Annotated in this window: 18 protein-coding genes, 1 pseudogene and 1 riboswitch; of the genes and pseudogenes, 7 read left to right on the plus strand and 12 right to left on the minus strand. The window is 39.0% G+C overall.

From position 1 onward, the window contains the following. Positions 1–489: 489 nt before the first annotated feature. The 3 genes from IGK70_RS12940 to IGK70_RS12950 are packed head-to-tail and all read right to left on the minus strand — an operon-like array spanning position 490 to position 2,527. On the minus strand, positions 490–1,407 hold the full coding sequence (locus IGK70_RS12940) for a hypothetical protein (RefSeq protein WP_002383175.1): 918 nt from the start codon (positions 1,405–1,407) through the stop codon (positions 490–492). A 15-nt stretch (positions 1,408–1,422) separates the two neighbouring features. Continuing rightward, positions 1,423–2,049, minus strand: coding sequence for a hypothetical protein (locus tag IGK70_RS12945; protein WP_002383174.1), 627 nt, complete (start codon positions 2,047–2,049; stop codon positions 1,423–1,425). Continuing rightward, positions 2,039–2,527 (minus strand): hypothetical protein, encoded by a 489-nt coding sequence (locus tag IGK70_RS12950; RefSeq protein ID WP_002383173.1) that lies wholly within the window; start codon positions 2,525–2,527, stop codon positions 2,039–2,041. Before IGK70_RS12950 ends, IGK70_RS12945 begins: the two co-directional genes overlap by 11 nt. Before the next feature lie 462 nt (positions 2,528–2,989). Between IGK70_RS12950 and IGK70_RS12955 the strand changes: the two are divergent. Next, a pseudogene (locus IGK70_RS12955) lies at positions 2,990–3,132 on the plus strand (site-specific integrase); the annotation flags it as partial. Positions 3,133–3,188: 56 nt separating this feature from the next. On the opposite strand, the gene rpsI reads toward IGK70_RS12955, so the two are convergent. The 5 genes from rpsI to IGK70_RS12980 all read right to left on the minus strand — a co-directional run bounded on the left by rpsI (position 3,189) and on the right by IGK70_RS12980 (position 7,178). Further along, on the minus strand, positions 3,189–3,581 hold the full coding sequence (gene rpsI, locus IGK70_RS12960; protein WP_002354786.1) for a 30S ribosomal protein S9: 393 nt from the start codon (positions 3,579–3,581) through the stop codon (positions 3,189–3,191). 13 nt (positions 3,582–3,594) lie between these two features. Then, the gene (gene rplM / locus IGK70_RS12965) at positions 3,595–4,023 is read right to left on the minus strand and encodes a 50S ribosomal protein L13 (RefSeq protein ID WP_048670019.1); all 429 of its coding nucleotides are present in this window, start codon (positions 4,021–4,023) and stop codon (positions 3,595–3,597) included. Positions 4,024–4,259: 236 nt separating this feature from the next. Beyond that, complete coding sequence (locus IGK70_RS12970) at positions 4,260–4,727, minus strand: Dps family protein (protein ID WP_002354782.1); 468 nt, start codon at positions 4,725–4,727, stop codon at positions 4,260–4,262. A 127-nt stretch (positions 4,728–4,854) separates the two neighbouring features. Then, positions 4,855–5,574: a DUF5105 domain-containing protein gene (locus tag IGK70_RS12975; RefSeq protein WP_104855540.1), complete on the minus strand. Its 720-nt coding sequence runs from the start codon at positions 5,572–5,574 to the stop codon at positions 4,855–4,857. 83 nt (positions 5,575–5,657) lie between these two features. Then, positions 5,658–7,178, minus strand: a complete 1,521-nt coding sequence (locus IGK70_RS12980) for a gluconokinase (RefSeq protein WP_104855539.1) — start codon at positions 7,176–7,178, stop codon at positions 5,658–5,660. 108 nt (positions 7,179–7,286) lie between these two features. Here IGK70_RS12980 and IGK70_RS12985 point away from each other — a divergent pair, with 108 nt between their 5' ends. Next, complete coding sequence (locus tag IGK70_RS12985; RefSeq protein WP_104855538.1) at positions 7,287–7,979, plus strand: prepilin peptidase; 693 nt, start codon at positions 7,287–7,289, stop codon at positions 7,977–7,979. 48 nt (positions 7,980–8,027) lie between these two features. Here the strand turns inward: IGK70_RS12985 and rpoC are convergent, their stop codons facing one another. Beyond that, entirely contained in the window at positions 8,028–11,681 is a 3,654-nt protein-coding gene (rpoC, locus tag IGK70_RS12990) for a DNA-directed RNA polymerase subunit beta' (protein ID WP_002354777.1), read from the minus strand. A gap of 166 nt (positions 11,682–11,847) precedes the next feature. Further along, entirely contained in the window at positions 11,848–15,462 is a 3,615-nt protein-coding gene (rpoB, locus tag IGK70_RS12995; RefSeq protein ID WP_002389470.1) for a DNA-directed RNA polymerase subunit beta, read from the minus strand. A gap of 451 nt (positions 15,463–15,913) precedes the next feature. Between rpoB and IGK70_RS13000 the strand changes: the two genes are divergently transcribed. Together IGK70_RS13000 and IGK70_RS13005 are read left to right on the plus strand one after the other, a co-directional pair. After that, complete coding sequence (locus IGK70_RS13000; RefSeq protein WP_002394777.1) at positions 15,914–16,642, plus strand: ABC transporter ATP-binding protein; 729 nt, start codon at positions 15,914–15,916, stop codon at positions 16,640–16,642. Positions 16,643–16,877: 235 nt separating this feature from the next. After that, complete coding sequence (locus IGK70_RS13005) at positions 16,878–18,281, plus strand: hypothetical protein (RefSeq protein WP_225560886.1); 1,404 nt, start codon at positions 16,878–16,880, stop codon at positions 18,279–18,281. A 125-nt stretch (positions 18,282–18,406) separates the two neighbouring features. Here IGK70_RS13005 and IGK70_RS13010 read toward each other — a convergent pair whose 3' ends face one another. After that, positions 18,407–18,622 (minus strand): zinc ribbon domain-containing protein, encoded by a 216-nt coding sequence (locus tag IGK70_RS13010; protein WP_002354768.1) that lies wholly within the window; start codon positions 18,620–18,622, stop codon positions 18,407–18,409. A 138-nt stretch (positions 18,623–18,760) separates the two neighbouring features. Here IGK70_RS13010 and IGK70_RS13015 point away from each other — a divergent pair, with 138 nt between their 5' ends. Continuing rightward, positions 18,761–19,753, plus strand: a complete 993-nt coding sequence (locus IGK70_RS13015; RefSeq protein ID WP_002358973.1) for a biotin--[acetyl-CoA-carboxylase] ligase — start codon at positions 18,761–18,763, stop codon at positions 19,751–19,753. Positions 19,754–20,056: 303 nt separating this feature from the next. Here the strand turns inward: IGK70_RS13015 and IGK70_RS13020 are convergent, their stop codons facing one another. After that, positions 20,057–20,695: a lytic polysaccharide monooxygenase gene (locus tag IGK70_RS13020; protein ID WP_173961900.1), complete on the minus strand. Its 639-nt coding sequence runs from the start codon at positions 20,693–20,695 to the stop codon at positions 20,057–20,059. A 428-nt stretch (positions 20,696–21,123) separates the two neighbouring features. Continuing rightward, positions 21,124–21,290, plus strand: a riboswitch (M-box (ykoK) riboswitch). Positions 21,291–21,381: 91 nt separating this feature from the next. Between IGK70_RS13020 and IGK70_RS13025 the strand changes: the two genes are divergently transcribed. Continuing rightward, positions 21,382–22,998 carry a phosphatase PAP2/LCP family protein gene (locus IGK70_RS13025; protein ID WP_104855536.1) on the plus strand — a complete coding sequence of 539 codons (1,617 nt, stop codon included), beginning with the start codon at positions 21,382–21,384 and terminating at the stop codon, positions 22,996–22,998. A gap of 335 nt (positions 22,999–23,333) precedes the next feature. Further along, on the plus strand, positions 23,334–23,474 hold the full coding sequence (locus IGK70_RS13030) for a putative holin-like toxin (RefSeq protein WP_104855535.1): 141 nt from the start codon (positions 23,334–23,336) through the stop codon (positions 23,472–23,474). Positions 23,475–23,667 lie beyond the last annotated feature (193 nt).

Here is a 23,667-nt window from a genome sequence, read left to right on the forward strand (position 1 = left end):
AAAAAAGAAATAGCGGCGATCAAAATGAGGAAATCAACTAAAAAGAAATGTATCATCTGCGTAAGTGCGTTATTCGTAATGAGTATACTTGCTGAAATCGGAATCAATTATTCTCTTGGTAAGAAAGATAAACATATTGTCAGTATGTGAATTTTTATATACTGGTTTATGACAGAACCCACACTGTCGCTACCATAAAAAAAGACACCTTCCAAAAAATGGAAAGTGTCTTGAAACATTGTAATTGATTCGTAAGCGAACACGTTCGCAACGACTCCAAATAATTAACGTATTGAGAACAGAACTTGCTATCATTTAGGAATTCCAATCCATCAGAATCCTTTTATATAAATAACTTACTAGTTTAGAATATGGATTGAGATGGACAGATTTGGATGTTTATTGATGGTACTTGAACCAATTTGAACCAAAATAGATGTTAGTTGAATACAATATCTGTGAATAATCACTCAAATATACTATTAAAAATCATTTGTTTTTAGTTCGTAATTTTTCATTTATTTTTCTCGACAAGTCTCTTCCAATATCTTTAAAAAACTTCTCTTCTTTTCTCATTGACCATTTTTTTGAATCTATTTCATCGGAAAAAATTGAAATAAGGTTGGGTATTACATCCACAAAAACTTTTATTGCGACTTTTGATTTAAGTTCTTCTTTCCCTACAAAAAAGTCCTCACCTTCAAAAGAATTGAAATCAATCTCTACCAGGCTCTTTTCACCTAACGTCAACTTGAAGCGTTCATCTTTTCTAAAAACAGTTGTTTCCACTTTGGAAATTTTTTGATTCTCAAAAAGAAATAAAAGCGTCGTTAACATCTTCATTATCTTTTCTCCTGAACCAGAAATTTCTGCTAATTTATCTGCTGTAGAGCCTTTAAACCCAATAACACTCTCTACTTTTGTGTTATTTTGATCATTAAGGAACGAATTGGGATTATCAAGTAAATGGTGAATCATCCATATAAACAAATCAGTTTTAATACCAATAATTCGTTGCTCCGATATCTCCATCTTACCCGAATATCCGGCTAAAGTTCTTAAATTCCCAAGAGTGGGGGTAGTGTATCCTTTATCTACAATGTAGTAATTTTTAAAATTATAGTTAAAAATTATTATATCTGCAACATACAATCCTACTCTTTTTTCTCTTATTGGGTTAGTTATCTCATTCTTTCTTATATACTCATATTGATAAACTAAATAGTTATATGTAACTACCTTTTCGTCAATTTTAAATGTTTGGTTATCATCAAATGCCAAATCTACTTTGTGTAATAGAGTTTCATTACTAAATGGGTCCAATGTTCCCTCTCTATTTATTAAAAACTTATCTATCAAACTTTCTAAAGAATTATCTGTATTATCCACCCACTTTGAATATGCCATTATGCTTCAACCACCCTATTTTTGAATTAATTTAAGCCCATTACTATTAATGCTGATCAAACCCCAATTTTTTTCCCTTTCAAACCTTAGTTCATCTTTATTCCCTCGATTATGCTCTTCTAGTAAAAGAGAAAAATGAATTTCTCTTGAAAAAGAAATATCAAATTCGGGACTTTTAGATAACATTTCATTTAAGTCTATCTCATACTCTTCTGATGTCGTAATTTCTTTTATAAAAGAAACATTTTTCCTTTTTTCTAACTGTAGAATATATGATGTTGGACATTTTATCATTATGTTCTTTTTACAAAACCGCTTTTTCCCACTTACATCTATATTTACTACAACATCAATCGTTTTTTCTTCATCCACATCATCATTAGAAATATATAATTTATTCGATTCTTGGCTACCCGATTTCACAGAGACTGTTACATTCATCTTCTTTTTCATAAAAAAGTCTTGAATGACTGCCAGTAATATACTTATACAGGTATTAAAAATAGCAATATCAAATCCTATTAATATCTTATCTGACTGAATATTTAGAAACTTAGATGCTATAGGAAAAAAATACGCACATATTCCCGAACTAATAACAACAACCAATTGTATTAATTGTTTCTTTATATTATCCTTCATCAAAATACCTCATTAACTGCGGATATATAAACTGTTTGAATAACGAATCAATTTCATCGCCATAAACAATACCATTGGACTTTAAAACTGTTTTGCTTGATGTTTCTTTATCATAGAAATGTATTTCAAAAATATCAATAGATTCTCTATCAGAATACCATTCGAGTTCATCAATTATTCTAAATATTAATTCTCTATTTGAACGGGATTCTATTACTAAATCATCAATTTCAGACTGAACATTTTCTTCTGCATCTGAACACATTTTGATTTTTTGCAAATACAAATCTGGATAAATATAAACGGCTTTAACTAAGTCTAGCATTAACTCTACATTAAACAGGACTTGTCTAAACCCTTCCTGCTTTTGCTTTTTTATCAATTCTGAATAATTAGAGGGAGCACAATCATAAGGAACTAACTTAAAATTATAGTTTTGTTCATACAATTTCTTAAATATTTTCCCATATTTCATCATCAAGCTCCTCTCATCAGTTTATACCTAATGCACAGTAATTATAACACAAAAATTATACATTTATATACTAACACAAGAAATAGTGAAATTACTTAGAAAAAACATCGTTGTAACTAAAAAATAAAGAGAGGTAAACATGAAAAAGGTTTAGTTTAATTATAGTTATTGCACTTACATTGTTAATTAATTGTACTCAAAACATCAACGGAGAAATGTAAAAATAATACACATCAACAACTAAGAAACAATTCATATTAAGTGAATTTTTAAAATCTAATAAAAATTCCCAAATTTGATTTTATGTAAATGAGGTTATTCTAGATTTCAGGAAAGATACATCTGTTAGCGAAATTTATGCATTTAAAAAGTTGCTAAATATGATGGCGATCTTTACTCAAATTTAGGATGATTAGCACAACTAATGATAAATAATTTCTATCGTCTATAGATGACAAGCAAGTAGATTATGATAATACCTTTGTATCAAAACGCTTAAGTCATATTAATGTCCAAACAACACAAAACTACTATCTTGAATTAATGCAAAAAAAAAGCACCAGCAAAATGCTGATGCTTTAAACTTGTTAAATTCTTTGTCCAGTTGATTTGAACCAACTTGAACCAAAAATCTCTTGTAAACGTTGATACAACAAGGAGTTGATTAACGTTTTGAGAACTGTGAAGCTTTACGAGCTTTTTTAAGACCTGGTTTTTTACGTTCAACCATACGTGCGTCACGAGTAAGTAACCCAGCGCGTTTTAAAGCAGAACGGAAGTCAGGATCTACTTGTAACAATGCACGAGCGATTCCGTGACGGATAGCTCCTGATTGTCCAGCATAGCCACCACCGTTTACGTTTACGATTACATCGTAAGCGCCTTTTGTTTCAGTTACGCCAAATGGTTGGTTGATAACTTCACGCAAGTCAGCATGTGGAATATATTCTTCTACGTCTTTTTTGTTTACAGTAATTTTACCAGTACCTGGTACTAAGCGTACGCGGGCAACTGCATTTTTACGACGGCCTGTGCCGCTATATTGTACTTGTGCCAATGAATTTCCCTCCTTAAATTAAGTTCGTGATATCTAATACTTCTGGTTGTTGTGCAGCATGTGGATGCTCAGCTCCACCGTATACGTTCAATTTAGTAAATTGTTTACGTCCTAAAGTGTTTTTAGGTAGCATACCTTTTACAGAAGTTTCGATAAGACGGCGAGAGTTTTTGTCGCGTAATTCACCAGCTGTCACTGATTTTAATCCTCCAGGATACATTGAGTGACGGTAGTAAATTTTGTCTGTAGCTTTTTTACCTGTTAATTTTACTTTATCAGCGTTAATTACGATTACGAAATCTCCAGTATCCACATGTGGTGTGAATGTTGGTTTATTTTTACCACGTAGTACAGAAGCAACAACTGCTGATAGACGTCCTAAAGGAACATCTGTTGCATCTACTACGTACCATTTACGTTCTACTTCGCCAGCTTTGGCCATATATGTTGTACGCACGTTTCTTTCCTCCAATTTTGTTTTCGATGTTTGACATACACTTGAGTTTCCGGGGCTCATTGTGGGGCAAACAATACCATTTAATATTTTACCTTCAATCACTGATAAAGTCAATGTTTTTCTGCGCTTTCAGAAAATAGATTTTCACTTATTTTTTTGTGCCTTTTAAACAGAAAAAAACCGCCAACGTCAACGTCAGCGGCTTTGGGAGTTGTTTTAAATTATGCGTCAATACCAGGCGCTTTGCCAAGTTTGGCTTGTAACATCCAAATATTTTTTTCGATGTCTGTTTTGTTTGCGATGAAAATGTCTTGTGTGCAGTCGTCGCCTTCTTCACCAGAAACTTCGATTCCTTTTGCGTAAAGGTCTGCTAAGTAACGGTAGCCTGCTACTAATTTTTCCATACGTTCTGGAATGGTGCGGTCCCAGTTACCAATTTCATCTTCAATTTTTGTATTTTCTGCGAATTCACGCAATGTTGAGAATGGAGAGCCGTCCAATGTGATTAAACGTTCTGAAACAACATCTAATTGCTCATTGATTTGATCCATGTATTCATCCATTTGTGGGTGAAGTGTTAAAAATTCAGGTCCACGCATATACCAATGTGTTTGATGAATTACCACGGAAAATTGGCTTAAATCTGCAACGAGTTGGTTCAAAATTTCTTTTGTTTTTTCAAATTTCATTCTTTGTCATCCTCCTAAATATTATTTCTACACTCTTAGTGTAATATGAATTGTGAAAAAAGTACACTGAAAACCTTTCTTTTTTAAAATTATTATCAAATTATAATAATTACAATTAAGAATTTAATTAATTTCCTGAAATCGCTGTTTTTTCATCCGCAGTGACGACTTTTTGTTCCGCTTGAGTGAGGATCGTGTCGAGTGCCTCTGTCAACTGGTCAGTATCTTCTTTTCCTGTGACGAAAGCTAAAAAAAACTGATTCAGTCTCAGTTGCTCCGCTGCCGGCAAGTACCATTGCCCTTCTACTTGCTTAACCGTTAATGGCAGTTCAACTGGCTCATGGCTGACATTGATTTGTTGGATTTCTTTTTTTAAAACGGCTAACGTGTGCTGCATGTCTAGCGCTTGTGTTGCCTGTTGCGTTTGCTGAAGAAGAGCAGTGGTTGTATCTTCAATCGCCGTCACAAAATCTAAGCCCTTAATCTGAAAAGTGATTGTCGCTTGCCCATTCAATTCTTTTGTGGCTACTAGTTGATATGACGCTTTTTTCTTCACTTGAGCCAGTAATTCTGTGCTAAGCTTCTGGGCTTCAGTCTCGGTGACTTCAGCGTTCATTTCTTTTAAGCTATTGAAAAATTGCTTCTGGAACTGTTGACGGCTCGCCTGCAAATGCTCCGCCAAGACTTTCGGTTCACGAAAAGTTTGAGAGAATGTCGCTGTCTTTTCTTGATAAATAAAGTAATCTACCAACTGTTGCGTTGCTTTTTCGCCGGAACGAGACGGTGCACTGCAGCTTGCTAACGCCCCAATGAATAACAGAAATAGTGGTAGTAGCTGTTTCTTCATTCCTCATCCTCATTTCCTCAAGTCTTCGTCTCTCTTCTAGTTAAGCAACTTCTCAGCCATTTGTCAAAGCTATTTACTATCAATTATTTTCGGAATTCTGCTAATTTTTGATAACTTTGTGCTAAAATTTGTTGGGTTTCTTGAAAAACAGGATACAGTTCTTGATAAACTAGCAATTGATCCGCTCGTGGCGTGACCGTTTCATGAATCAGCACCTGTTGCGCCGCTGCTTGTAAATTTGGTAACTGACCTAAGCCTTGCCAACCTAGCAAAACAGCGCCTAATGCCGAAGCTTCGGTGCTATCAGTGAACGATAACGTTTCTCCCAGCACATCAGCCATGATTTGACGGAACACAGGGGAATCAGCAAAGCCGCCTGTCGCCCGAATCTCCTGAACGGGTCCACCGAGTTGTTTCAAATCCTCTAAAATAGTTTTTAAATTGAAACAGATTCCTTCCACCACCGCTCGAGCTAAATGTCCGGCGTGGTGATTTTTGCGCAAGCCAATAAAACTTGCGCTCGCCTCTGCATTCCACAGCGGTGCTCGTTCACCAAGCAAATAAGGATGAAACAGTAAGCCATTTGCCCCAGCTGGCACGGTTGCAATTTTGGCCATAATTGGGTCATAGATATTGGTCCCGTTTTGAATAGCTTGCTGACGTTCTTCTGCAAAAATCGTTTGGCTCGCCCAATCTAATGCAACTGCACCATTACTACTTGCGCCACCAATCACCCAGTGCTGTTCATCTAGAGCAAAACAAAACGTTTCACCTTGCGGATGCAAAAAAGGTTCTTCGACAATATACCGAAGTGCACCGCTCGTACCGACGGTCAAAGTCGCTACACCCGTTCCTAGCGCTCCCAAACCTAAATTAGACAACGGGCCATCCGCGCCACCAAGAACTAAAACCGTTTCCTCTGTAACACCAAGCATCTCTTGCCAAGAAGGCGCTAACGCTGGAAAAATGAACGTTGACGGGGCAACTTTTGGCAACTGTTCCTCCTCAATAGATAAATACGCTAAAATCGACGATTCCCATTGCCGCGTGTGAATATTAAATAAACCCATCCCTGAAGCACTACTATAATCTGTCCAGTATTCGCCAAAGAAACGGTAAAAAATGTAGTCCTTAATCCCAATAAACTTGGCCGCGCTCTGCGCAACGGCTGGCTGATTTTCCTGCAACCAGCGAATCTTGTACAAAGGTGCCATTGGATGAACTGGCATGCCTGTCAATTGATAAAACAATTGGGCCGCTGGCGTTTCTTTTAACGCTTCCGCATAATCAGATGCTCGTGTGTCAGCCCAAGTAATCACTTGGGTCAATGGGCGTCCTTGCGCATCCATGGCAATTAAGCCATGCATCGCTGAAGCAAAAGAAATGAGCCCAATTGGTTGATTCTTCACTTGCTGTGTGACGGTTCGAATACAGTTCACCACAGCTTGGAACAGCGTTTCTGGGTCTTGCTCCGCCATTCCTTCAGTCTCTTGAATTAATGGATAACGCACATAGCTAGAAGCTACGACTGTGCCATTTGCTTGAAAAGCCACTGCTTTGGCTTGCGTGGTGCCAACGTCGACACCAATCGCTAATTTTCCCATTTGATTCCCTCATTTCTTGTTTCTTTTATTATTCCTAACAAAAAAAGATTTGTCTAGTCAAACGAAAAAGTTTAAAAAAAGCGTAGTTTATTTTTAAGGAGGTAACCTATGTTTTTCTTGAGTCTCTTTTTGATTGGTGCCTGTTTCGGTTCTTTTTTATGCTTAGTGGCGGAGCGCTTACCAGTAGGGCGTTCTCTGTGGTGGCCCCCTTCCCACTGTCAAGGTTGCCACCAGCCTCTACAACTCTATGAATTAATTCCAGTTGTTTCGATTTTGCTGCAGCGCTTTCGTTGTCGAAAGTGTCAACAGCCAGTAGCTAAGAGTTATCTTTTAGCAGAACTTGTCATGGGCGGCTTAACCGCAAGCTGTTTTTCAGCTGGCCTGACGATTAATGCTTTGATTCTCTGGTGGTGGCTGACGAGCGCTTTCACATTATCCTTGATTGATTACTGGTATTTAGTGGTTGAACCGAAGATTCTTTATCCTAGTTTTTTTGTGCTTTGCTTGCTGAAAGTGGCGGGTCAGCATTCGTTTTACTTACTGACTGGTCTTTTTTGTTTTTGTTTTTTCCGAGCCGTCTTACATTATTTTCCGGAAGCCATGGGGCGAGGGGATCTTTTGTTACTGGGTTTGTGGGGCTGTTTTTTACAGGTACCTCAGTTGCTGATGTTGCTATTTTTTGCCAGTAGTTATGGCCTAATCTATGGCTACAGCTGTAAATTTTGGGGGTATCCAGTTGAACAGAAACTTCCTTTTGTCCCCTTTTTAAGTTTGGGTTTACTCACAATCAGTTGGTTATAGCAAATAAAAAAAGCCGCAAGGAGCATGCTCCTTGCGGCTTTTTAGGGTTTATTTATTGATGTTTTTCATCGCATCTTCAGCAGCCATTTGTGCTTCAATGTCTGAAATACTATAAACGTTTTCGCTAGCTACGCCAACTTCTTTTGGTTCCATGTTACGGTAACGAGCCATACCAGTACCAGCTGGGATGATTTTACCAATGATAACATTTTCTTTCAATCCAAGTAATGGATCTTTTTTGCCACGGATAGCAGCATCTGTTAACACGCGTGTTGTTTCTTGGAAGGATGCAGCAGATAAGAAGCTGTTTGTTTCCAATGACGCTTTGGTAATACCAAGTAAGACTGGACGACTAGTAGCAGGGACGCCACCAGCAACTAATGTGTCGTAGTTACGGTCTTTAAATTCTGCGATGTCCATTAATGTTCCTGGAAGGATTTCAGTGTCACCTGGATCCATTACGCGGATTTTACGTAACATTTGACGAACCATTACTTCGATATGTTTGTCGCCGATTTCTACCCCTTGCATACGGTAAACACGTTGTACTTCACGTAATAGGTAGTTTTCAACAGATAAAACATCACGAACTTGTAATAATTGTTTTGGATCAATTGAACCTTCTGTCAACGGTGCACCACGGTGGATGATGTCGCCTTCAGCAACTTTCATACGTGCAGTGTAAGGGACAGTATAGGTACGTGTATCTGTTTTTCCTTTGATGGTTACTTCTTTTTGACGTGTGGCAGGATCTTCAGAAATATCGATAACTTCACCGGTTACTTCTGTAATCACTGCTTGCCCTTTCGGATTACGTGCTTCAAAGATTTCTTGGATACGAGGTAAACCTTGAGTGATATCGTCACCGGCAACCCCACCGGTATGGAACGTACGCATGGTTAACTGTGTACCAGGTTCCCCGATTGATTGAGCGGCGATTGTACCAACTGCTTCTCCGACTTCAACGTCAGAACCAGTTGCTAGGTTACGTCCGTAACAGTGCTTACATACACCATGTTTTGTGTTACATGTAAAGACAGAACGGATGGTTACTTTTTCAATACCAGCGTCCACGATTTCTCTGGCAAGATCTTCAGTGATTAATTGATCCGCACCAATGATGATTGCACCAGTTTCTGGATGAACAACTGATTTACGTGTATAACGACCTAATAGACGTTCGTCTAATGGTTCGATAATTTCGTTACCTTCACGAATGGCTTCGATTTCAAGACCACGGTCAGTGCCACAGTCGTCTTCACGAATGATTACGTCTTGGGCAACATCAACTAAACGACGTGTTAAGTAACCTGAATCGGCTGTCTTCAAGGCCGTATCGGTCATCCCTTTACGAGCCCCGTGAGTTGAGATAAACATTTCTAAGACAGAAAGTCCTTCACGGAAGTTTGAGATGATTGGTAATTCCATGATTCGTCCATTCGGAGCGGCCATCAAACCACGCATACCAGCTAACTGTGTAAAGTTGGAGATGTTACCACGGGCTCCAGAGTCAGACATCATGAAGATTGGGTTACGAGCTTCCATACTCTCGATCAGTTTTTGTTGGATTTCGTCTTTGGCACCGTTCCAAACGCCGATTACACGTTCATAACGTTCATCATCAGTAATTAAACCACGACGGAATTGTTTAGTAATTGTTTCAACTTGTTTGTGGGCAGCATCAATGATTGCTTGTTTTTCATGAAGAACCATGATATCGGCAATCCCTACCGTCATCCCAGCATAAGTTGAGTGTTTGTAACCTAAGTCTTTCATGCGGTCAAGCATTTTAGAGGTTTCCGTAATGTGGAATCTCTTGAAGACTTCAGCAATGATATTTCCAAGATTTTTCTTCTTGAATGGTAAAACTAATTCTTGCTCTTTAATATGTGCAGGAATGTCTGTACCAGCTTCTACGAAGTATTTATCTGGTGTTTGAACAGTTAAGTTATAGTCTGTTGGTTCGTTCAAGTAAGGGAACTCAACAGGCATGATTTCGTTAAAGATGATCTTACCAACTGTGGTGATTAAGATTCGTTCTTTTTGCCAATCAGTAAATGGTTTGTCACCTAAAAGTGTTGTTTGAACCCCAATCCGTGAGTGTAAATGCACGTAGCCATTTTGCCATGCTAAAACAGCTTCGTTCATGTCGCGGAAGATCATACCTTCCCCTTCACGGCCTTCTTCTTCCATTGTTAGATAGTAGTTACCTAAGACCATATCTTGAGATGGTGTAACAACTGGTTTACCATCTTTCGGGTTCAAGATATTTTGGGCAGCAAGCATTAACATACGAGCTTCTGCTTGTGCTTCTTCGTTTAGAGGCACGTGAACCGCCATTTGGTCTCCATCGAAATCGGCATTGTAGGCTTCACAAACTAATGGGTGAAGACGAATCGCACGACCTTCAACAAGAACAGGTTCGAAAGCTTGGATCCCTAATCTATGCAACGTAGGTGCCCGGTTAAGTAAAACTGGGTGTTCTTGGATAACTTCTTCTAAGATATCCCAAACTTCATCTTCGCCACGTTCGATTTTACGTTTCGCATTTTTAATGTTTGTCGCAATTTCACGTTGTACTAATTCACGCATTACAAATGGTTTGAATAATTCAATCGCCATTTCTTTTGGTAAACCACATTGGTACATTTTTAAGAACGGACCAACGACGATTACGGAACGACCAGAATAGTCAACACGTTTACCTAGTAAGTTTTGACGGAAACGACCTTGTTTCCCTTTCAACATGTGAGAAAGAGATTTCAATGGACGGTTACCTGGTCCAGTAACTGGACGGCCACGACGACCATTATCGATTAAAGCATCGACCGCTTCTTGTAACATCCGTTTTTCGTTTTGAACAATGATGCTTGGTGCATTTAAGTCTAATAAACGTTTTAGACGGTTGTTACGGTTGATAACACGGCGGTATAAGTCGTTTAAGTCACTTGTTGCAAAACGACCACCTTCCAATTGAACCATCGGACGTAAATCTGGTGGAATAACTGGGATAACATCCATTACCATCCAGCTTGGTTGGTTACCTGAAGCACGGAAGGCTTCTAAGATGTCTAAACGACGGATGGCACGTGTCCGTTTTTGACCAGAAGCTGTTTTCAATTCTTCTTTTAATTGCGCAACTTCGCCATCTAAATCGACGTTATCTAATAATTGTTTCACGGCTTCGGCACCCATAGCAGCTTTGAAGGCTTGGCCATATTGTTCACGTTTTTCACGATATTCGCGTTCCGTTAACAATTGTTTTTTCTCTAATGTTGTGTCACCTGGTTCGATGACAACGTATGAAGCAAAATAAATGACTTCTTCCAATGCACGAGGGCTCATGTCTAAAACAAGACCCATCCGAGATGGAATTCCTTTAAAGTACCAGATATGTGAAACTGGTGCGGCTAATTCAATATGTCCCATACGTTCACGACGTACTTTTGAACGAGTGACTTCAACGCCACAACGGTCACAGACAATACCTTTATAACGGATACGTTTATATTTACCACAAGCACATTCCCAGTCTTTGGTTGGACCAAAAATGCGTTCACAGAATAACCCTTCACGTTCGGGTTTTAATGTACGGTAGTTAATTGTTTCGGGTTTTTTAACTTCCCCATAAGACCAACTTCTGATCTTTTCTGGTGAAGCAAGCCCTATTTGCATACTTTCGAATTTATTTACATCGATCAAAAGGAATTCCCTCCATTTCCTTATTTAGAGAAGCTGAGTCAGCAACTTGTTAGCAAATGGCAAGCATCACTTGAAAGAAGGTCTGACGACACTTGGAACAAGTAATGGCTTGCGCAGTTGCAACAAAGTCGCAGTTGAATCAACTCATCAGAGTGGTAGCGACAAATTAGTCTCTGTCTTCGGCTGTTTCAATTTCTTGAACAACGTCTTGTGCTTCTTCTTTCACGACTGATTCTGCTTCTTTTTCCAGCTGTTTCGCTGATTGTTGTTCCGCAAATTTGGTTAGTGCGTCAACGGTGATTAAATCATCATCGTCATCGTCCATATCGCGTAACTCAATCTCAGCTTCCTCAATGTCCAAGACACGCATGTCTAAACCAAGTGATTGTAATTCTTTCACTAATACTCGGAATGATTCAGGCACACCTGGTTTTGGAATTGGTTCACCTTTAACGATGGCTTCGTATGTTTTCACACGTCCGACAACGTCATCAGATTTGTAAGTTAAGATTTCTTGTAATGTGTAAGCAGCACCGTAAGCTTCCAGTGCCCAAACTTCCATTTCCCCGAAACGTTGTCCACCGAATTGAGCTTTACCACCCAACGGTTGTTGCGTAACAAGAGAGTAAGGTCCGATTGAACGAGCATGCAATTTGTCATCAACCATGTGGGCTAATTTAATCATATACATGACACCAACGGAAATACGGTTATCAAATGGTTCACCTGTACGTCCATCGTAAAGAACTGTTTTAGCATCGCTAGCCATACCAGCTTCACGAACAGTTTCCCAAACGTCTTCATCGGTTGCCCCATCGAAAACAGGTGTTGCGACGTGAATACCTAATTGGCGAGCAGCCATACCTAAGTGTAATTCAAGTACTTGTCCGATATTCATACGAGAAGGTACCCCTAATGGGTTCAACATGATATCAACAGGTGTTCCGTCAGGTAAGAATGGCATATCTTCTTCCGGCATAATACGGGAAACAACCCCTTTATTTCCGTGACGTCCCGCCATTTTATCTCCTTCGTGAATTTTACGTTTTTGAACGATATAGACACGAACTAACATGTTGACACCTGGTGATAATTCATCGCCAGCTTCACGAGTAAAGATTTTCACATCATGAACGATACCGCCGCCACCGTGAGGTACACGGAGAGACGTATCACGAACTTCGCGGGCTTTTTCCCCGAAGATTGCGTGTAATAAACGTTCTTCTGCAGATAATTCTGTAACCCCTTTAGGTGTGACTTTCCCAACTAGTAAGTCGCCATCTTGAACTTCAGCACCAATGCGGATAATCCCCATTTCGTCTAAGTCTTTCAACGCGTCTTCCCCAACGTTTGGAATTTCACGGGTAATTTCTTCAGGTCCTAATTTTGTATCACGTGCTTCTGATTCATATTCTTCAATATGCACAGAAGTGTAAACATCGTCTTTAACTAAACGACGGCTCATGATAATGGCATCCTCGTAGTTGTAACCTTCCCATGTCATGAAGGCAACTAAGACGTTTTGCCCTAAAGCCATTTCGCCTTCTTCCATAGAAGGCCCATCCGCTAAAGTATCGCCTTTTTCAACTTTTTCACCTAAGTGAACAATTGGGCGTTGGTTGTAGCTTGTTCCTGAGTTAGAACGACGGAATTTAGTAACCATATATTTGTCTAATGCGCCATTGTCGCGACGAACGCGAATTTCTTTTGCATCGACGAATTCTACGACACCGTCATGTTTACATAGTAAAGCAGCACCTGAGTCATGGGCTGATTTATATTCCATACCTGTACCTACCCACGGAGAGCGTGGTTGAATTAACGGCACCGCTTGACGCTGCATGTTGGCACCCATCAAGGCACGGTTGGAGTCATCGTTTTCTAAGAAAGGAATACATGCTGTTGCGACTGCGACTACTTGTTTTGGTGAAACGTCCATGTAGTCAACTTTGTCTACGGCAACTTCTAAGTTTTCACTTTGTAGACGCGCCATAACAACATCATTGGCAAATGTGCCATCTTCATTTAAAAGTGAGTTCGCTTGCGCTACGATATAATGGTCTTCGATGTCTGCTGTTAAGTAATCTACTTGATCAGTAACACGGCCTGTCGCACGATCAACACGGCGATAAGGCGTTTCGATGAAACCAAATTTATTCACTTTCGCATAACTAGATAAGCTATTGATCAACCCGATATTTGGTCCCTCAGGCGTTTCAATTGGACACATACGACCATAGTGAGAGTAGTGAACGTCACGAACTTCATAACCGGCACGGTCACGAGTCAAACCACCAGGCCCTAAGGCTGATAGACGACGTTTATGGGTTAACTCACCTAATGGGTTTGTTTGGTCCATGAACTGTGATAACTGTGAAGAACCAAAGAATTCTTTGATACTTGCTACCACTGGACGGATGTTAATTAATTGTTGTGGTGTCAATGTTTCTGTGTCTTGAATAGACATTCTTTCACGAACCACACGTTCCATACGGGCTAAGCCAATACGGAATTGGTTTTGTAATAATTCGCCTACTGAACGGATACGACGATTACCTAAGTGGTCGATGTCATCGACATTGCCGATATCTTCCATTAAGTTGAAGAAGTAGCTCATTGAAGCAACGATATCTGCTGGACGAACTGTTTTTACGCTATCGTCTGGATAGCCGTTACCAATCACATTCACGATACGTTCAGGATCTTTTGGTGAAAGAACTTGAATCACTTGAATCGTCATTGGTTCAGTTACTACCGCATCTTCACTTGGATAGTAAGTTACACTGTTTAAGCCGTTGTCAATGTATTCGCCTAATGTTTCCATGATTTGGTGTGTTAAAACCGTGCCTTTTTCGACAATGATTTCACCAGTTTCTGGATCAACTAGCGTTTCAGCTAAGGTTAAGTTTAATAGACGTGTTTTTAAGTCTAATTTTTTGTTAACTTTGTAGCGACCAACGTTTGCCAAATCATAACGTTTTGGATCAAAGAAACGTGCAGTTAACAAGCTACGTGAGCTATCTGCTGTTTTTGGTTCGCCTGGGCGAAGACGTTCATAAATGTCTTTCAAGCCTTCTTCTGTACGAGAATCACTTGCGTTTTTGTGTAAATCTTTTTCAATTGTGTTGCGTAAGCTTTCGCTGTCGCCGAAAATTTCGAAGATGGTATCATCTGAACCGAAACCTAAAGCACGAACTAACACAGTTAAAGGAATTTTACGTGTGCGGTCAATCCGAACATAAGAAATGTCTTTCGCATCTGTTTCCATTTCTAACCATGCACCACGGTTAGGAATGACTGTTGAGCCAAAACCTTCTTTGCCGTTTTTGTCCACTTTTCCATGGAAATAAACACCTGGAGAACGAACTAATTGGGAAACGATAACACGTTCTGCCCCGTTGATGATGAAGGTACCCATTTCTGTCATTAATGGGAAATCGCCGAAGAAGACTTCTTGGGATTTAATTTCACCTGTTTCACGGTTGGTTAAACGTAATGTTACATGTAATGGCGCAGAATAGTTGGCATCATGTGCGCGGGCTTCTTCTACTGTGTACTTTGGTTCTTTTAATTCATAGTCAACAAATTCTAAGGATAAGTTTCCTTGGAAATCATCAATTGGTAAAATGTCTTCAAACATTTCACGAAGTCCCTCATCTAAAAACCATTGATAAGAGTCTGTTTGGATTTCAATTAAATTTGGTAATTCCAATACTTCACTGATACGTGCGAAACTTCTACGTTCGCGATGCTTTCCGTATTTTACTACGTGTCCAGCCAAGCTCTTCACCCCTCTAGTTATAAGTCTATCAAAACACCGATCCGAAAAATTACATTTACGTTACATATATTAAATATATGTAACAAAAAGCATTTTTTGCAGTTTTTAAGCAAAAAAAAACCAAAAATAGAACATGCTTCCGAAAAATTTTCTGGCGTTTCTACTTTTGTTTTCCTATAAAAAACCGGAACGGACAATATTTCGCTCCTGCTTCGTCACTTTCAGATAGTTTTTGCTCTATAGATTTTACTACCTTTGTCTAGAAAAGTCAAGGGTTTCTTTAAGGTTTTCTTTTTCATAAAAAGGAGTTTTTTTGTAAAGGGTTTCTAGTAGCTATAAGATGATTTTTTTCTGGACTTGACCATCAAAATTAAAATAAGCAACTTTTTAATATTTTGCTATCAAAAAAAGTTAGAGTTTAGTAAACTTATTATTAATAGGAGGTGAGAAAATGAACTTAGTAATTGAAATGATTACGAAAAAGTTTGAAGAAAAGGTTATTTTCGATGGGGCTAGTTTCCAATTTCAAAAAGGGAAGATTTATGGACTACTCGGCCGGAATGGCGCAGGTAAGACAACTTTATTTAACTGTATTTCTCGAAATCTTTCACTCGACAGTGGTCAAATTTATTTGGAAGAGGATGGCAGACAGAATCTAAACTACGATAATACCGAAATTGGGTTTGTTTATACAACGCCTCATTTACCAGCATTTATGACGGCTTATGAATTTGTTCGTTTCTTCATAGACATTAACCGTGAAAAAATCAACGACTTACAGTTGCCAGAAGAGTACTTACTGACTATTGGGATTGCTAGTGAAGATCACCATCGTTTACTAAAAGATTTTTCACACGGCATGCAAAATAAGGTCCAAATGTTGGTGTCTTTGATGGTCCAGCCGCCCGTATTATTATTGGACGAACCGTTAACATCCTTTGATGTAGTGGCAGCTCATGAAATGAAAGAACTGATAATTCGTATGAAATCTAACTCAGTGATTATTTTTTCAACACATATTCTCCAATTAGCACAGGATTTATGTGACGAAGTCGTATTGTTGCACCATGGGAAATTACAGGCCCTGCCAGCTAATCGCATTCATGAACCTGATTTTGAGCAGGAAGTTGTACAGTTATTGTTGGATAAGGAGGCATTAGGCGATGAACCACTTCGTTAGTTTCTTCAAAGAAGATTGGCAATTTTTCAATTACAAATTAATTAAAACGCTGAACGGGTTCCTCTACTTTTTGCGAAAACTACCTGGCATAAAGAAATTTATTAGCGAACGGGTTTACTCTGCCTATGATTTGAAAAATGTTTTAGGCATTTTCCTAACCGTTCTGAAAGTTTCCACTTCTTTTTTTATGAAGATTGTCATTTTCGTAGCAGTCGCCCTGCTTCAGATATTCCTAATGAATTTTTTTAAAGGAAGTCAGTCTGCCAATCTTTTTTCTCAAATTAATCAACCGATGTTGGCGCAAAGTGCGTTTCTGTGGTTTGTCTTCGTCGTCCTCATTTTAGGCTTTTACAATCATTTTTCAGTGACTCTTAATAAAACCGCAATTGATTTTTATACAGAGTTTAGCTTATCACGTCATCGATTTATTTTAGGTCAAAAATTTATTGAGCTTTTCAAAAATACGTGCTTTTATTTTTTTGCTGGCTTACTGTACAGCTTAATTGCTAGCAATTTGTCCCTAGCCTTAATTCTTCCACTTTCCTATTTAGCTGGTAACTTTTGGTTGTTTATTTTCTGTCGATGGCTCTATATGTTCAATCACAGCAAAGCTACTCGCCGTTGGATTGGCGGAATTGCTACTGGGTTATTTTTAATGCTCCTCTTTAGTTTGTACTATTTTGGCCTCGTGGCTCCTTTGACCAAACTCTACACCAGTTGGCTTTCCTTACCCATCTGGCTAGTTTTAGCTTTCTGGGGCATGAAAGCTGCGTGGACCTACCCTAAACAGACGGCATTTATTGACAAAATAATTATACAGTCGTTATCCTTTTATGATGCGCTCACAACTCAAAAACCTGAGCAAGACCAGTATATTGGTCAAGGTCTCAAAATGCAAAAACAGCTACAAGTGAACAAAGATCAACAAGTGGATAAGTTAGTTGGCACGGAATATTTAAACGCCTTGTTGTTTAGCCGTTATCGTCAAGTGTTTAACAAAAAAATTCGCTATTTGTTCATCAGCTTTACCTTGCTGGTTATCAGTCTTATTGGACTGCGACTAGCGAACATTCGCGGGTACATTAGTGAAACTGAAACAATCCAACTTTTACCATTACTATTTATATTAATGTATTTTCTTTCTTTTGGTAAACAAGTCGTGCAAATGTTGTTTGTCAATTGTGATTCTTCCATGCTCTATTATCCTTTTTATCGAGAACAAAGAACTATTTTAAGTGGCTTCGTCTATCGATTAAGGCAAATATTTAAATATAACAGTTTGGTTGTTTTGGGAATTTTTCTATTATTCCTCTTGTTACAAATACTGAATGATTTTTATTTAAGTTGGCAATTTTTTGGTACCTTATTGTTATTATTAGTAGCCTTGAGCTTTCTCTTTTCTTTTCACGAATTGTTTATTTACTATCTACTTCAACCTTTCACGGTGGATATGACCGTGAAAAACCCGCTATATAAAGTCATTACGTGGATTTTTTACTTTTTTGCTTATATGAATACGTACGTTAAATTTACAGGTTTTTTCTATGTCATTTGCGTATCCATTCTTAGCATTGTATATGTCGCTATCGGGTTGCTAATCATCTACCATAAAGCCCCGAAAACTTTTAAAATAAAATAATAGGATTCTTTTATTAGTGATTTCCCTACAAAAACTAATGAAAAAAGGCGTAATAAATAATTACGCCTTTTCCCCTATCTTCTATTCACACAAAAAAACGAATGCAAAGATGCATTCGTTTTTGACTAACCGCCACCTAATAAAAAGTCTAGGACATTCATGCCGCCGCTTGTTTGGCTGCGGTAAAGTTCGGTGTAGCCGCATTGGGTACAGCTAATTGTAATAAATTTTTTATTTTGAACATCAAAAATTTTCGCAAAGTTCCCACCTGTTGCTTGAAATTGGTCCGACACATAGTGCATGTTGCCACATTTCTCACAAACATATTGTTGCTTTTCCATTCCCCTCACTCCTTTTCAATAAAAGAAGTATAGCAAACGCCTGCTTCATTTTCCTCCATCCTAAGATGGATTTTTTCACTAGTTGACCAAGCCTTTTCCTTTCCGCTACAATAAGCATAATGAATCGGAGGAAAAAATATGTCGACAAAAAGCCAAGTCCTAACTTTATTGATGAAACAAACGCCCGCATTCCTTTCGGGCGAAGAAATGGCACAACGTCTATCCTTATCTCGCACAGCTATTTGGAAAGCGATTAATGAATTGAAAAAAGATGGCTATCAAATTACTAGCGTGCAAAACAAGGGATATCGCCTTGAAAAATCAGATGTCCTTTCTGCAGAAGGCATTCAGTTGGCATTATGGCCACAAACACCGCCTTTAACAATTACCGTCCTAGAAACATCTGAATCTACCATGACCGATGCTAAGCGGGCGATTTTAGACCAGACGCCCGACAATACATTGATTGTTGCTGACATGCAAGAAATGCCGCGGGGCAGGTTCGGCCGACCGTTTTTCGCTACGCCAGGTAAAGGGATTTACATGAGCATGGTGCTTCAACCGAACCAAAATTTTGAAGAAATCGCTCAATATACTGTGATTATGGCCGTAGCGGTCGCTCGAGCAATGGATGCTCTGGCAGGCGTTCACACAGAAATTAAATGGGTCAACGACCTTTATTTAAATGGCAAAAAAGTTTGCGGGATTTTGTCGGAAGCCATGAGCAATGTGGAAACAGGGCAGATTTCTAATGTTATCATCGGCATGGGGATTAATTTTTCAATTACAGAAACCGAATTTCCTGAGGACATTCGGCAGAAAGTGACTTCTCTTTTCCCAGATGGTGAACCGACAGCGACGCGAAATGAATTAGTCGCCAACATTTGGAATCATTTTTATCAAATTTTAGACGAACGTTCAACGAAAGACTTTTTAGAAGAATACCGACAACGCTCCTTTGTGATTGGCAAAGACGTCGCTTTTACCCAAAACGGGCAAGACTTCCGCGGCGTTGCGACAACCATTAATGGAAATGGAGAATTGATTGTCCAGTTGCCTGATGGCACGGCCAAAACGTTGTCTTCTGGAGAAATTAGTTTGGACCAGATTGGTGAATGGCGTCGAGGATAAGTGGGGAAGTTTAGAAAAAAGCAAGTGGGACATCAGTCGTTTTGACTGATGTCCCACTTGCTACTTCTGAAGATAATCAGCTGAACAAAAGCAGCCCCTTCGGAAATTTCTTCTTATTGGCTTTCTCATGTGAGCATTCGTCGCAGTTTAGCCTTCTTAAGTGTTGAGAAATACTATTTGCAAAGTAAATAGATGACATCTGCGATTACTCGATGTATTTGAGCCTTTGGAAGTGTTGAACAGAACCTACTTGGTTCTTGGTGCTAAGCACTTTTGTCTCAGCCGCATTATCTTGATACCTGATTATTGAACATTAACATCTATCGCTTGATAAAATGAATTAATCGTGTCATTGATATCCCAAACGGCATAAATAACATGGTATCCTTTCCTATCAGCGGGAATATTTATTCTGTGTGTTTCTGTATCATTGACCATAAATCCTTGACCAGGAGGTAAATCTTGACCGATTGGTTGCCCTACTATGCCAATCAGTTCCATTTCGTCCATCGTTAATGGTGCATTAGGATTCCATCCAGGTTTCGTCATATAGTATCTAAAACGATTGGTCTTATGTTTTGCCGTCATCACCCATTTAAAATTATTCTCTCCTGTTGTTATATTACTTTTTACCCAACGAGTGGCTGTTTGTTCATCTAGTTTGGAATAGATTGCTAATCCAGCTGAAGGCAACCTTCCATTTAATTGACCCGTGTCTAATAATTTAGTTGGCGCTTCAATTCCTTGGGGTGTCGTGATAATTTCTGGCTGTGAGCTGTCTTGACCAGGTCCCCATCCAAATCCGTTTGCTTCCGCATTTTTGACTCGACTGACTGGGCTATCAACATAGCCGTGTGCATAACTCTGCTGTGCATCTCCTAAAGCAAAAACACTGATCATCGTTGCGCCTACTGCAATTATGAATAACATCATTTTTTTCATGTATATCGCTCCCTTATAAGCAAAACCCTTCAAAAAACATGTAATCTTAATCAACTGAAACGTAAAATCTCCACAACATCATTTTTACTTTTTCGATAGCGACCATCAACTTTGTGCACAATTATTGTCGACATATTTATTTTAAATGAACTAGCAATTCAATAGCAACTGTCCGCCTTTTTTACTGAGAAAAACTTATAGCACTCTTATAAAAAATGTTTGTTTTTTAATTTATCACTATTGAACACCAACTATTTATAGCGATTAACCGAGAACAGCCTTGCCCACTCTTTTTTTAGAATGCTCAAGTACTGTTTTTTTAACTGCTTCACTTCCCCACACCTTTAAATTTATTTAAAAAACAATAAATTTTCTTAAACTTCATTGTGAGAACCGCTGCATAAATTCTATACTTCTAGCGTTAGATAAAATAACCTTGTTAGGTGAGGCTCCTATCCAAACATAGGCTATTGCGCAGAAATGTCGAAAGACACCAATGTGTAAAACAGGAATGGTCGAATTAAGGCTCTTCTAAAAATAGCTAAGAGAAATCTTTACGTTGGATAGTGCTAAAGCTCAGACGATGAGAACCGATTGGCTTGCTGTGTCCTGTTTAGTCGCAAGCGCTTATTTACGATCGATGCTGGCTTAGTCTACTCTTTCAAGGGAAAAAGAAAGGGATTCTCATGCAAACATCGAATAAAAAATTTCCACTTTATGCCCTAACAACGCTTGGTTTTACTTTCCTCACTTTGTTAGTGGCGGCTAGTCCAAATTGGTTTCAACAAATGGACGAAGCTATTTATCACATCAAATGGCAATTAAATGCCCCACTTTTAACAGCGGTCAATCTGTTAGCAAAAACAGCCACGATTGGACCAATGCTGCTATTCTTCTTATTATTGATGGTGTACCTTTTACGCAAAAAAGAAAAAATTCTAGCCTTTTGGGCTGTCAGTAACCTATTAGCTGTCGGCTTTTTAGGGAGCGTTTTTAAACATGTGGTGGGTCGGGCTCGACCAAACCTAGGCGCTTTAGCTGATCGAAGCTCTGCTAGCTTTCCCAGCGGACATTCATTATTAGCAATGGCGCTGGTCTATACGATTTTGATCATTTTGGCCTATCTTCATGTCGAAAAAACCAAAGGCATCAAAATTTTCTTACTTACTTATTTAGTTTTGATTGTGTTAGGTCGTTTAATCTTACGCGTTCATTATCCTAGTGATGTTATCGCTGGGATGCTCCTAAGTTATAGCTGGGTCAATTTTTCATTTCAAATTGTTCAACGTTATTTGCCGGCACCTGAACCAGAGGAAGCAGAAGTACCGACACAACGCCGGCGCCGCCATTCTCGTAAAAGAAAAAGTTTATTCGTGGTCTTCAGTTTAACCCTTTTATTTTTAGGCACACTTTCTGTTTCGGCTTACGGCGTCAGCATGTATCGCAATTTGCAAAAAACAGCGAACACCATGTATAAACCAAGAAAATCTTCCACGAAGAGTCCCGATTTAGCCAAAGGTGAACCGGTTAGTTTCTTAATTATGGGGATTGCGAATGACTCAAAACGCAAAACCGATTACCGCTCCAACGCCTTAATGGTGGTTACAGTGAATAATCAATTACAAAAAACTACCATCACCAGCATCCCGCGTGACTACTATGTGGAAATGGCTGGCACCAATGGCGAATACAATAAAATCAATGCGGCCCACGTTTTCGGTGGTGCCGATATGCAAATTAAAACGGTTGAAAATGTCTTGCACATCCCAATCAATCATTACTTTTCAATTGATATGGATGCTATGAAGGACCTTGGCGATGCGGTGGGCGGCGTCACTGTCGACAACGCCTTTGCTTTTGACGCTGAAGGGATTCATTATCCGAAAGGCAAACAGCATTTAGGTGGCTGGGAAGCTTTACAATACGCGCGCATGCGTTACGAAGACCCCGAAGGTGACTATGGTCGTCAACGCCGCCAACGAGAAGTTTTAATCGAATTAACCAACAAGCTACTTTCTTTTAACAGCTTGCTAAAATATCAAGAAATTCTGGATGTAATCGGCGAACATGGTGAAACCGACTTGTCCTTTGATCAAATGATGGCGATGCTAAAAAAATACACCCCCGCACTAAAAACGATTGAAACCGATCAATTGAAAGGCTACGATTACACTGGCGATGGCGTGACAGGGATTGAAGGTATTTCTTATCAGCTGGTTGAAGAAAGTGAACGCCAACGTGTCGAAAATGCCATCAAAGAACAAATGAACCTCTCTACGAAAGACACTGAACAATCACAATAACCACTAAAAAGCAGCGCCCCTTAATGAAAGGGGCGCTGCTTACTTTGGCTAGTTAGACGGTCATTTCAAAAATATTAATTTTTGTCACCGTTAGTAACGGCTCTACATCAGAGAGGTATGTTAGCGCATAGCTCTCTTTTCATTACCATTATAGCACAATTACCTAAAAAAATATATTGGAAACTAATTATTTTTTTGTTCCACATGGTATAATCTAAGTGTAGATAAGTTAACACGGAGGCAAGCGCAAAGGAACATGCGCTTTGCGACGAGAATCGCAACAAAGTGAGAAGCGTAGGAGCAGAGACTTTCCCTTTCGGTGGTGGTGCTTATGAATGCAAGTACTGAAATCTATGAAAGGAGTAGGCCTTTTGTCAGCATATGAAACAATTCAGACGATCCTAAGTTTTGGTATGTTTACCATTGCTTTGATTGCACTGATTGTGAAATTGCTTAAAGAAGACAAAAAGAAATGACCGCTGTTTAACTTTGCCTAGTTAGACGGTCATTTCAAAATCTTTAAAATTTTGTCACCGTTAGTAACGGCTCTACACTAGAGAGGTATGTTAGCGCATATCTCTCTTTTCATTACCATGATAGCACAACGACCCTCAAAAGACCATCAATAAAAATGCCCGAGCCTTAGAAAAATAAGAGGCTCGGGCATTT

The organism is Enterococcus sp. DIV0358, assembly GCF_051713465.1.
GTDB lineage: Bacteria > Bacillota > Bacilli > Lactobacillales > Enterococcaceae > Enterococcus > Enterococcus faecalis.